This is a genomic window from Allostella sp. (assembly GCF_041913585.1).
GTDB lineage: Bacteria > Pseudomonadota > Alphaproteobacteria > ATCC43930 > Allostellaceae > Allostella.
In genome coordinates, this window is record NZ_JAYSFE010000020.1 from 1 (window position 1) to 11,263 (window position 11,263).

The following is an 11,263-nucleotide window of genomic DNA, read 5'->3' on the forward strand; positions in this document are numbered from 1 at the left end:
TGCAGGCGGACCCGGCCTGGCAGGCCTGGATCAAGAAGGCCGCGCCCTATTTCTCCCACCAGGAGAACCGCATCCTGAAGAACGTCTCGTTCTTCCCGGGACGCTAGGAGAACCGGCGGGGCCGGCCATGCCGGCCGGCCCCGTTCCGGCTGTTCAGCGCCGGACCTGGCCGACGTTGGCGAGGGCCCGCGCGTGGACTGCGAGCACGCGCAGGAAGCCCTCGGAATCGCGATGGTCGAAGGAGCCCTCGGCCTCCATCGAGCTGTCGTTGCTGTAGAGCGAGCGCGGCACCGCCTCGGTCTTCACGTAGGACACCTGGCCCTTGTAGCAATGGACGGTGACGGTGCCGGTCACCAGCCGGCTGACCTCGCCGACCGCGCTGCGGATCATCTGCGAGCAGAGGTCGTTGTAGTAGCCCTGGTAGACCTGCTTGGCGAAGAGGTCGCCCAGGGTGCCGAACAGCTCGCGGCCGCGGCGATCCAGCACGAGCTGGACGAGGAAGCCGTAGCAGGTGCCGAGCAGTTCGATGCCGGGCTGCTCGTAGACGCCGCGCGACTTGATGCCGACGAAGCGGTTCTCGACCATGTGCAGGCCGATGCCGACGCCGTGCCGGCCGGCGACCGCGTTCGCCGCCAGGAACGCCTTCAGGGTGTCGACCGGCTGGCCGTTGACGGACACCGGGCGGCCGTTCTCGAAGCGGACCGTGAAGTCCTCGCCCTGGTCGGGCGCATCCTTGGCCCACACGCCCATTTCGGGCGTCACGAACTGGGCCGGGGTCTCCAGCGATTCCAGGCGGCCGGCCTCGTGCGTCAGGCCGAGCAGGTTGGCGTCGGTCGAGTAGGGCTTGTCGCGCGAGGCCTTGATCGGCAGCCCGTGCTGCTCGCAATAGTCGATCATCTGCGAGCGGCCCTGGAAGCGGTTCAGGAACTCCTGGTCGCGCCACGGGGCATAGACCTCGATCGAGGGCTCCAGCATGTTCGAGATCAGCTGGAAGCGGACCTGGTCGTTGCCGCGGCCGGTGGCGCCGTGGGCGAGGACGGAGAGGCCCTTCTTCTTGACCTCGGGCAGGATGCCGGCCGTCGTCGCCTGGCGGCCGAGGCCGGTCACGTTCCAGTAGCGGCTCTCGTAGCAGGCCTGGGCCTGGATGCCCTCGAGGCCGAGGCCGGCGACATGCTCCTTCAGGTCGACGCCGACGAAGTCGGTCGCCCCGCAGGCTCGCATCCTGGTCTCGATGGCGCCGAAATCCGTCTCGTCCGGCTGCCCGAGGTCGGCCGTGAAGCAGACGACGTCGACGCCGTTCTCCTTCAGCCAGTAGGTCACCGTGCAGGTGTCGAGGCCGCCCGAGGCGAGCAGGGCGATCGTCTTGCCCTTGAGATCGGCAACGTTCATGTGGAGCTCCAGACTGTCCCGGCTGCGGCGGCGGCGCCGGCCGGCCGGGGCGGGAATTTTGCGGGCGCCATACTAGCCATCGCGAAAGCCGCCGCAAGGACGGGGTTGTCGCGGGACAATCGGCCGGCTGGCCGCCTTGCAATCAGCGCCCGGCCGGCCGGCAGCGGCGCCCGTCCCCGGCGAGGTCGCTGCGGGCGGTCGGATGGTAGCGGACGAGGATGCGGGGCCGGGTCGGCATCCCCCGGTATTCCTCGCGGGGGACGTAGTAGGGCCGCTCGATCTCCGCCGACGGGTTGACGCGCAGTGCCTCGGCCGACCAGCCGAAGAGCTGGGCATGGACGGTCGTCACCGGCCCGTCCCAGACCAGCGCGCCGCCGCGCGGGTCGCCACCGTCGAAGCACTGCCGGTCGGGCGGGCCGAGCTCGGCGACGAGGCCGTCCACCACCCGGGCGAAGAGGGCGCCCGTCACCGCGCCCGTCCGGCGCTCCACCAGCACCTGCACCAGGCGCCCATCGCGGCCCAGCACGAACGAGGCGACGAACGGCATGCCGCCGAGCTCGACGCCGGGCAGGGCAGCTTCGACCCGTGCGCGGTGATAGAGGATCGGCTTGGCCGGTCGCCGCAGCCGGGCGCCGTAGATGCGGTCGATCTCCGCCTGGGTCATCCCCCAGCGGGTCCGGTCCCACCCGTCGAGCGGTGCCGCGGCGGCGGGCGCGACGAGCGCCAGCCAGCCGAGGACGAGGAGGACGAGGCGGCTCACGCCGCCGCGGCGGACCCGTCGGCGGGAGCGCCCGCGGCCGCGAGGTCGGCCTTCCGCCGACGGACGCTGTCCGACTTGAGCTGGCCGCAGGCGGCCAGGATGTCGCGCCCGCGCGGCTGGCGCACCGGCGAGGAGTAGCCGGCGGCGTTGACGATGTCGCCAAAGGCCCGGATGGCGTTGTTGGAGGAACATTCGAACGGCGCGCCCGGCCAAGCGTTGAACGGGATCAGGTTGACCTTGGCCGGGATGCCGTCGAGCAGCCGGACGAGCGCGCGGGCGTCGGCGGGGCTGTCGTTGACGCCCTTCAGCATGACGTACTCGAAGGTGATGCGGCGGGCGTTGGAGGCGCCGGGATAGTCCCGGCAGGCCTGCATCAGCTCGGCGATCGGGTACTTCTTGTTGAGCGGCACCAGGACGTCGCGCAATTCGTCGGTGACGGCGTGCAGCGAGACTGCGAGCTGGATGCCCAGTTCCTCGCCGCAGCGCTTCATCATCGGCACGACGCCCGCGGTCGAGAGCGTGATCTTGCGCCGGGACACCGACAGGCCCTCATGGTCCATGGCGATCCGCATCGCCTTGGCGACGTTGTCCCAGTTGTAGAGCGGCTCGCCCATGCCCATCAGGACGATGTTGGTGAGCTGGCGATCCTCCCTGGGTGCCGGCCATTCGCCGAGCGCGTCGCGCGCGGTCATGACCTGGCCGACGATCTCGGCCGGCCCCAGGTTGCGCACCCAGGGCTGGGTGCCGGTGTGGCAGAACTTGCAGGCGAGCGTGCAGCCGACCTGGGAGGAGACGCAGAGCGTGCCGCGATCCTCCTCGGGGATGTGGACCGTCTCCGCCTCCTGGCCATCGACGAAGCGCAGCAGCCACTTGCGGGTGCCGTCGGCCGAGGTCTCGGCCCGGGTCACGGCCGGGCGGCGCACGGCGAAGCGCGTCGCGAGCCGTTCCCGGACCGGCTTGGCCAGCGTCGTCATCTCGGCGAAGTCGGTGACCCCGCGATGATAGATCCAGTGCCAGAGCTGGCGCGCGCGGAACGGCTCCAGCCCCTCCTCCGCCAGCACGGCGGTGAGTTCGGCGCGGTCCATGCCGACGAGGTTGAGGCGCCCGTCGGCGCGGTCGACGGGCGGCGCGAAAATCTGGGGAACGGGCTTCATGTCGGTCATGGCGGCGGCACTATAGCCCAAATGGCCACCGGTTTCCGAATGTCGAGGGGCCGCGCCGTTGCGGCGCGGCCCGCCGGGTCACCGCTTGACGTTGCAGGCCTTGCCGATCGCCGAATGGGCCGCCGAGTATCCCGACAGCGAATAGACGTCGGTCGTCTCGGTGCCGCGGGTCGAGACGCCCTTCACCGTCGCCTTGGCGCCCTTCGCAAAGGCACCCGACAGCGCCGCATCGCTCTTCGCGTCGGGGGCCCAGGCGGTCTCCTTGTCGATGAAGAGCTTGAAGCGCTGTCCGTCGACCTCGACCTCGACATCGCTGCCGCCGCGCAGCGGATAGCCCATCAGGATGCTGACGACGTCGGTCGCGTTCTCGCCCGGACGATGCGTCACCAGCAGGTTGATCGGCCCGCGACGCGCCCCTTTCGGCAGGGTCGACGTGGGCTTGCTCTGGACGAAGCAGACGCGCTGGCCGCGCTCGGTGAAGGCAAAGGCGCTCCAGTCCTGGAACGTTCCGAGGGTTTCCACTGCCGGGTTGGCGGCAGCCGTACCCTGGCCCATGCCCGCGAGGAGGGCGAGGGCAATGAGGGTCGTTCGCGTCATCGGGCATACATACCGTCTCGGCGTCCGCGATCCAAGCCGCTATGCACCGGACGCGACGTGATCCGCCGGCTCGCCGGAATCGTAGAGGCCAGCGATGACCGCGATCGCCATCGCCGATGCCTGCGCCGCCGCATTTCTCGCGCCGGAGCCCCTGCCCGAGCCGCCCCGGCGCGGGCACCGGCGAGGCGCGCTTGCGGCCGCGCCGCGAGCGCGCCTAGATACGGCGATGCGCGACTCGGGTCGGACACCGGCCGGCTCGGCCCGGCCGGCCGAGCCGCCCCTCGACGGCGGCGAGCTGGCGTCGCTGGTCCAGCGGGTCGCCCGCGACCGCGACCGCGCCGCCTTCGCGCAGCTCTTCGATCATCTCATGCCGCGCGTGAAGGCCTACGCCCTGCGACTCGGCGCCGACGGCGCCGCGGCCGAGGAGGTGGCGCAGGAGGTCATGCTGCTGATCTGGCGCAAGGCCGACAGCTTCGACCCGGCGCGGGCGGGGGTGTCGACCTGGGCCTTCACCATCGCCCGCAACAAGCGCATCGACATGCTGCGCCGGGAGCGCCGGCCGGAGCTCGATCCCGACGATCCCGCGCTGGTCCCCGACGCGCCGACGCCGGCCGACACGCTGGTGGAACAGGCCGACTCCGAGGACCGGCTGCGGGAGGCCATGCGCGTCCTGCCCCGCGAGCAGGCCGAACTGATCGCGATGGCCTTCTTCGAGGACCGTTCCCACAGTGCCATTGCCGCCGCCACCAACCTGCCCCTCGGCACCGTCAAGTCGCGCATCCGGCTCGCCATCGACCGCCTGCGCCGGACCATTCGAGAGCCATGAAGACGCCCGCCCGCCATCCCCCGGCCCAGCAGCCGGCCCAGCGCCCGGCCCAGCACCCGGACGTCGAGTTCCTCCTCGACTATGCGGCGGGGTCGGCATCCGACGGCATCGCCCTGCTGGTCGCGACCCATGTCACGCTCTGCCCCGACTGTCGCGGCAAGCTCAAGGCGATGGAGGCGGTCGGCGGTGCCCTGCTCGACAGTCTCGCGCCGGCCGCCGTCGACGCCGATGCCCGCGCACGCTGCTTCGCCCGGCTCGACCAGCCGGGCGACGGCGGCACCGCCGAGTCGCGCCCGGCTGTGACCGCCGTCACGCCGGCGCCGTCCCGGGACGGCCGGCTGCCGCGGGCCCTTCGCGACCGTCTCGGCACCGATCTCGGGTCGCTGCCGTGGCAGCCGGTGCTGCGCGGGGTCGATCAGGTGCTGCTCGACGCGCGTCCGGGGGGAGGTCGCACCCGGCTGATGCGCATCCGCGCCGGCCAGGGCGTGCCGCGGCACACCCACCGCGGCACCGAGCTCGTCTGCGTGCTCGAGGGCGGGTTCTCGGACGCATCCGGTCACTACGGGCGCGGCGACGTCGCCGTCTCCGACGATTCGGTCGACCATCGGCCGGTGGCCGACGCGGACGGGGACTGCATCTGCCTCGCCGTGACCGAAGCCCCGGTGCGGCTCACCGGCCGCCTCTGGCGGCTGTTGAATCCCTTCGTGCGCTTCTGACCGGACTTGCCGGATCTGGCGTGCCCCGGGCCGGGCAACACCACCAATTGTGTCACGAAAAATATGTTCTACCTTCGTTCTTGACACCCTTCGCGGCGCGAACCTAGCCTTCCGCCATGCCGCTCACGCAAGCCGCCCGCATCGCCCGCGATGCCTCGCCTGCCCTCCGGCACATCGCCCGGACGGTGGCGGACGCGACCGCGCCAGCCCGCCCCTATGCCGACCGCGCGGTCTCCTCGACGACCTTCTTCGGCATCGGCTTCGTCGTCGGGACCGCCTGCTGGCTGCTGCTGCGCGAGTATGTCGCGAGCCCGGACCAGTTCGGCTCCGGCTGGCTCGCGGTCGCGCTGACCGGGCTGGTCGCCGGCACGCTCTGCGGGTTTGCCGCCATGGCGGTGGCGGCGACGCTGCAGGCCGCCCGCGCCCGTCCGCCCGCCTCGCTCGCCCACCTGCCCGACCCGAGCCCGCTGGCGGCGGTCGGCCCGGTGCTGGCGCCGCTGCTGGCTGCGGCCCGCGACTGGCTCGCCCGCCCCCGGGCCGCTGCCCGGCGGCGCGGCGCCGTCGCGGCCGCAAGCCCGCCGGCCGTTCAGCCGACGCGGGCCAGCACGCGGGCCAGTGCCGCCTCGTCCTCCCACGCGACCGCCACCCGCAGCACCGCCACGCGGGCCCGCCAGGATGGCGGCAAGCGGACCGCATCCTTGTCGGTGGTGACGAGCCGCGCCCCCAAACCCCCGGCCAAACCCTCCAGGCGCAAGAGTTCGTCCTCGCGGAAGCGGTGATGATCGGGAAAGGCGTGCTCGGCCGCCGGCCGCGCGCCGAGCGACCGCAGGGTCCGGAAGAACTTTTCCGGCCGGCCGATTCCCGCGAAGGCCACCAGGGGCGCACCGGGCACGAAGGATAGCGGCATGCGCGGCACCAGCCGCGCGCGCAGCACCGGGAGTGACGTTGCCGCGGCGACCCCGTGGCGGTCGTCCCCCATCACCACCAGCGCGTCGGCCCGGGCGAGCCCCCGCGGCACCGGCTCCCGCAAGGGACCCGCCGGAAAGACGAGCCCGTTGCCGAAGCCGGTCTCGCCGTCGACCACCACCAGCGACAGGTCCTTGGCCAGGGCCGGGTTCTGGAAGCCGTCGTCGAGCAGGAGGAGGCGGGCCCGCGCCGCCACCGCCGCGCGCGCCCCGGCGGCGCGGTCCCGCGCCACCCAGACCGGCGTTCGCCGGGCCAGCAGCAGCGGTTCGTCGCCGACATCGTCGGCGCCGTGCAGGGCAGGGTCGACCCGCACCGGCCCGGCGAGCCGTCCGCCGTAGCCGCGGGTCAAGATGTGCGGCTGGCGTCCGGCCAGCCGCCGCGCGAGGTCGAGCACGACCGGCGTCTTGCCGACCCCGCCGACCGTGAGGTTGCCGACGCAGACGACCGGCACGGGCGCGCGCCAGGGCTGCGTCAGATGCCAGCGCAGCGCGCCGCCGAGCGCATAGAGCGCGCCCAGCGGCCGGAGCAGCGTCGCGATCGGGCCGCGGCCCGTCCAGAATTCAGGCGCCCGCATCGGCCGGCCGGGCGGGATCGAGGCGGTCGAGGATCGGCGCCAGGGCCGCGAGCGCGCGGTCGAGCGCGGCCGCCTCGTCCGCCGCGACGCCGGCGGCGGCCGCCGCCCGCCGCGCCCGTTCCGCCGGGTCGGCAAGGAGGCGGGCCACCGCCGCCGCCAGTCCCGGCGCGTCCACCACCCGCTCGGCCGCGCCGGCGTCGGCCATGCGCCGGGCGAGGCCGGCGAAGTTCGCCATGTCGGGCCCGTGCAGGATGGCGGCGCCGGCCTGGGCGGGCTCCAGCGGGTTGTGCCCGCCGCGGCCGACATCGAACGAGCCGGCGACCAGGACGATGTCCGCAAGGCCGAGATAGAGCGCCATCTCCCCCATCGTGTCCCCGACATAGACGGCGGTCCCGGCCGCGATCGGGCTGCCCGCGGTCCGCCGGACGGCCGGCAGCCCCGCCGCCTCGGCGAGCGCGGCCACCGCCGGCCCGCGCTCGGCGTGGCGCGGCACCAGCACGAGCAGCAGGTCGGGAAGGGTCGCGCGCAGGCGCGCATGGGCCGCCAGCACGATCTCGTCCTCGCCCGGATGGGTGCTGGCGGCGAGCCAGCGCGGCCGGTCGCCGATCTCCTGCCGCAGCGCCTCGAGGTCGGCTGGAACGGCCGCCGGAGGCGGCATCGCGGCCTTGAGGTTGCCGACGACGCGGACATCGGGCGCGCCCAGGCTGCGGAAGCGCTCCGCCTGGACGGCATCCGGCACCAGGATCAGGTCGAAGCGGCCGACGACGGCCCGGGCCCAGCCCGGCAGCCGGCGCCAGTTGCGGTGCGAGCGCGCCGACAGCCGGCCGTTCACCAGCGCCATCGGCACCCGGCGCCGCGCCGTCTCGGCGATCAGGTTGGGCCACAGTTCGGATTCCATCCAGATCGCCGCGTCCGGCCGCCAATGGTCGAGGAAGCGGCGGACCCAGGCCGGCCGATCGACGGGAACGTAGGCATGGATGGCGGCGGTCGGCAGCCGCTCCGCCAGCATCGCCGCGGCGGTGCGGGTGCCGGACGTCACGAGCAGGCCGATGTCCGGATGCTCGCGCGCCAGCCGCGCCAGCAGCGGCAACGCCCCCAGCGTCTCGCCGACGCTGGCGCCGTGGCACCACAGCAGCGGCCCCGGCGGGCGTGGCCGCGACGGCCAGCCGAGCCGTTCGCGAAAGCGCGCCGGATCCTCCTTGCCGCGGGCGAGTCGGCGGGCGAGGTAGAGACGGATCGCCGGTCCGCCGAGGATCGTGGCGAGACGGTAGAGGGCGCCGATCATCGTCGCCGGGCCACCGTACCCGGCGGCGCCGGCTCGATCGGGGGCTGCCCGCAGCGCCGGTCGGCCGCCGCGGTGATGGCGTTCATCGCCTCCTCCAGCCGCGCGCGATAGGTTTCGGGGTCGCCGCCGCGCGGCACGTGGATCGCCTCGCCCCAGACGAAGACGCCGCGGCCGAAGGGCAAGGCCAGGACGAACCGGTCCCAGGACCCGAGCACCCGGCGCCGCGAACTGGAGAACGCCAGCGGGACGATCGGCGCGCCCGACAGGCGGGCGGCCGCGATCACGCCCAGCGTCGCCCGCATGCGCGGCCCGCGCGGGCCGTCGGGCGTGAGGCCGATCGAATCGCCGCCCTCGAGGGTGCGCAGCATGACGCGCAGCGCCTCCGCGCCGCCCTTCTTGGTCGACCCCGTCCGGGTGCCGATGGCGAAATGGCGCATCGCCTCGGCGATGAGGCGCCCGTCGCGATGGGCGGAGATCAGCACCTGGATGCGCTTGTCGCCGGGCCAGGCAAAGGGAATCATCAGCAGCCGGCCGTGCCAGAAGCACAGGATGAACGGCCGGTCGGCCTGCCACAGGTCGAGATGGTCGGTGGCGCCCTCGACCGTCCAGCGGCCGGTGCGGCGAACGATCCGGACATAGGTCGCGATCAGCCAGCCGAGGAGCACCCGGAACCAGGGCTGGGCCGTGAGGGTCTTCAGTATCCGCATCGTCCGGCATCGGCGAGACGGCGCGGGGGAACTTGGCCCGCGCCGAGGCGGCCGGACCATACACGCTGGCGGGCCGGGACGGAAAACCCCGTCAGCGCACGGGAACGAGATTGCCCAGGAACTGCTCGGCGCAGCGGCCCCAGGAGAACGCCTCCGCGAAGGTGCGGCAGCGATCGCCCGGGATGTCGAGGGCGGCCCGGGCCGCCCGCCCGAGATCCCAGTCGAGGACGCCGACGGGGTGGCCATTCACCACGTCGAGCGGCCCCGGCACCGGAAAGGCGGCGACCGGGATGCCGGCGGCCAGCGCCTCCAGCATCACCAGCCCGAACGTGTCGGTGCGACTGGGGAACACGAAGACGTCGGCGGCGGCGAAGTGGCGGGCGAGATCGGCGCCGGTGCGGGTGCCGAGGAAGACGGCGTCGGGGTGGCGCCGCTCCAGCTCGGCGCGCTGGGGGCCGTCGCCGACCACCACCTTGCTGCCCGGCAGGTCGAGGGCGAGGAACGCCTCGATGTTCTTCTCCACCGCGACCCGGCCGACATTGAGATAGATCGGCCGCGGCAGGTTGTAGAGGGTCTTGGGGCCCGGCCGGAACAGCTCGGTGTCGACACCGCGCGACCAGCGGCGGAGGTTGCGGAAGCCGTATCCTTCGAGTTCGCGGGTCAGGCTCCCGGTCGCGACCATGACGCCGGCCGCGGCGCCGTGGAACCACCGCATCCAGGCATAGAGCCAGCGGCGGGGCAGCCCGGTGCGCGCTTCCACATATTCGGGGAAGCGGGTGTGGAACGAGGTGGTGAAGGCGAGGCCGCGGCGCCGGCAGTAGGCCCTGGCGGCGAGGCCGAGCGGCCCCTCGGTGGCGACGTGGATCGCGTCCGCCGCCAGCGCGTCGAGCCGGCGCGCCAGCGCGCGCCCCGGCAGCACCGCCAGGCGGATCTCGGGATAGGTCGGGCAGGGGATGGTGCGGAAGGCGTCCGGCCCGATGATGTCGACCGCGTGGCCGCGGGCGACGAGTTCGTCCCGCACGGTCGAGAGCGTGCGAACGACCCCGTTGACCTGGGGATACCAGGCGTCGCTCACGATGGCGATGTGCATGGAGGGATTCGGTTCAGCGTGCGGTTTCGAGTGGCGCCACCGGCTGCGTCGCCCGCATCGGATCGAGGGCGCGGGTGCGGATCCAGTCGACGACTTCCAGGCGGCCGTCGAAATGCTCGACGAGGGCGGTGCAGCTCTCCACCCAGTCGCCGTCGTTGCAGTAGAGGACGCCGCCGATCATCCGCATCTCGGCCTTGTGGATATGGCCGCAGACGACCCCGTCGACCCGGCGCCGGCGGGCCTCCTCGGCCACCGCCTGCTCGAAGCGCCCGACATATTCGACCGCGTTCTTGACCCGCTGCTTCACGTACGCGGACAGCGACCAATAGGTGAAGCCGAGATGGCGGCGCAGCACGTTGAAGCCGTGGTTGACGGCCATCAGCACCGTGTAGCCGGCGTCGCCGACGAGTGCCAGCCAGCGGGCATGGCGGACCACCGCGTCGAAGCGGTCGCCGTGCAGGACGAGGAGACGACGGCCATCGGCCGTCTCGTGGATCGCCTCGTCGACGACGAGGATGCCGCCGAACTGGAGGTCGAGGAAGTGGCGGAAGAGCTCGTCGTGGTTGCCCGGGACATAGACGACGTTGGTTCCCTTGCGCGCCTTCCGCAGCACCTTCTGCACGACGTCGTTGTGGGTCTGGTGCCAGTACCAGGAGCGCTTCAGGCGCCAGCCGTCGACGATGTCGCCGACGAGATAGAGGTTCTCGGAATCGGTGTGGCGAAGGAAGTCCAGCAGGAACTCCGACTTGCATCCCCGCGTGCCGAGATGGACGTCGGAAATCCAGATCGTGCGGTACTGCATCACGGTCGGCATGTGGGTCACGCCGCACACCCCGGAAAGCAAATATGGATCACTTGCCGGGGAACATACGAAAACAAAGACTTGTGTCAATTGATTCGCACGCTTAGTTCTTTATGAATGGCAATGTAATATTGCTTTCCTGATCCAGTCATCAATTGGTCACATGAACGGCGCAGAACATCACTTGTCCGGACAGCAGGATCGGGATGACCGGACCTGGATCGTGATCCACAATCCGACGGCGGGCTGGCGCCGGTCGCGGCGCGTGGCGCGGGTGCTGGCGGCCCTCACCGCCGCCGGGCGCCGGACGACCGTGCTGCGCACCGCCCGGCGCGGCGATGCCGAAGCCTTCGCCGCCAGGGTGGCGGACGGGCACGTGGCGGACGGG

At 72.5% G+C, this 11,263-nt stretch carries 11 protein-coding genes; 2 read left to right on the forward strand and 9 right to left on the reverse strand.

Features of this window, described 5'->3' with window-relative positions; genetic code table 11:
• Positions 1-153: 153 nt before the first annotated feature.
• The 4 genes from argG to ACE3Q3_RS05875 all read right to left on the reverse strand — a co-directional run bounded on the left by argG (position 154) and on the right by ACE3Q3_RS05875 (position 3,909).
• The gene (argG, locus tag ACE3Q3_RS05860; RefSeq protein WP_374443364.1) at positions 154-1,389 is read right to left on the reverse strand and encodes an argininosuccinate synthase; all 1,236 of its coding nucleotides are present in this window, start codon (positions 1,387-1,389) and stop codon (positions 154-156) included.
• A gap of 142 nt (positions 1,390-1,531) precedes the next feature.
• Complete coding sequence (locus ACE3Q3_RS05865; RefSeq protein ID WP_374443366.1) at positions 1,532-2,149, reverse strand: hypothetical protein; 618 nt, start codon at positions 2,147-2,149, stop codon at positions 1,532-1,534.
• Complete coding sequence (gene rlmN, locus ACE3Q3_RS05870) at positions 2,146-3,312, reverse strand: 23S rRNA (adenine(2503)-C(2))-methyltransferase RlmN (RefSeq protein ID WP_374443369.1); 1,167 nt, start codon at positions 3,310-3,312, stop codon at positions 2,146-2,148. The genes ACE3Q3_RS05865 and rlmN overlap by 4 nt, the downstream gene beginning before the upstream one ends.
• A gap of 78 nt (positions 3,313-3,390) precedes the next feature.
• Positions 3,391-3,909, reverse strand: coding sequence for an invasion associated locus B family protein (locus tag ACE3Q3_RS05875; RefSeq protein ID WP_374443374.1), 519 nt, complete (start codon positions 3,907-3,909; stop codon positions 3,391-3,393).
• 226 nt (positions 3,910-4,135) lie between these two features.
• On the opposite strand from ACE3Q3_RS05875, the gene ACE3Q3_RS05880 reads away from it, so the two are divergent.
• Together ACE3Q3_RS05880 and ACE3Q3_RS05885 are read left to right on the forward strand one after the other, a co-directional pair.
• Entirely contained in the window at positions 4,136-4,735 is a 600-nt protein-coding gene (locus tag ACE3Q3_RS05880) for a sigma-70 family RNA polymerase sigma factor (RefSeq protein ID WP_374443376.1), read from the forward strand.
• Positions 4,732-5,451, forward strand: a complete 720-nt coding sequence (locus ACE3Q3_RS05885; RefSeq protein WP_374443378.1) for a ChrR family anti-sigma-E factor — start codon at positions 4,732-4,734, stop codon at positions 5,449-5,451. Before ACE3Q3_RS05880 ends, ACE3Q3_RS05885 begins: the two co-directional genes overlap by 4 nt.
• Before the next feature lie 586 nt (positions 5,452-6,037).
• On the opposite strand, the gene lpxK is transcribed toward ACE3Q3_RS05885, so the two are convergent.
• From lpxK to ACE3Q3_RS05910, 5 genes are all read right to left on the reverse strand, one after another.
• Positions 6,038-6,991, reverse strand: a complete 954-nt coding sequence (gene lpxK, locus ACE3Q3_RS05890) for a tetraacyldisaccharide 4'-kinase (protein ID WP_374443381.1) — start codon at positions 6,989-6,991, stop codon at positions 6,038-6,040.
• Positions 6,978-8,276: a 3-deoxy-D-manno-octulosonic acid transferase gene (locus ACE3Q3_RS05895; protein ID WP_374443383.1), complete on the reverse strand. Its 1,299-nt coding sequence runs from the start codon at positions 8,274-8,276 to the stop codon at positions 6,978-6,980. Before ACE3Q3_RS05895 ends, lpxK begins: the two co-directional genes overlap by 14 nt.
• Positions 8,273-8,983 carry a lysophospholipid acyltransferase family protein gene (locus tag ACE3Q3_RS05900; RefSeq protein WP_374443386.1) on the reverse strand — a complete coding sequence of 237 codons (711 nt, stop codon included), beginning with the start codon at positions 8,981-8,983 and terminating at the stop codon, positions 8,273-8,275. The genes ACE3Q3_RS05895 and ACE3Q3_RS05900 overlap by 4 nt, the downstream gene beginning before the upstream one ends.
• 91 nt (positions 8,984-9,074) lie before the next feature.
• Positions 9,075-10,073 (reverse strand): glycosyltransferase family 4 protein, encoded by a 999-nt coding sequence (locus tag ACE3Q3_RS05905; protein WP_374443389.1) that lies wholly within the window; start codon positions 10,071-10,073, stop codon positions 9,075-9,077.
• Between the two features lie 13 nt (positions 10,074-10,086).
• On the reverse strand, positions 10,087-10,887 hold the full coding sequence (locus ACE3Q3_RS05910; protein WP_374443504.1) for a UDP-2,3-diacylglucosamine diphosphatase: 801 nt from the start codon (positions 10,885-10,887) through the stop codon (positions 10,087-10,089).
• Positions 10,888-11,263 lie beyond the last annotated feature (376 nt).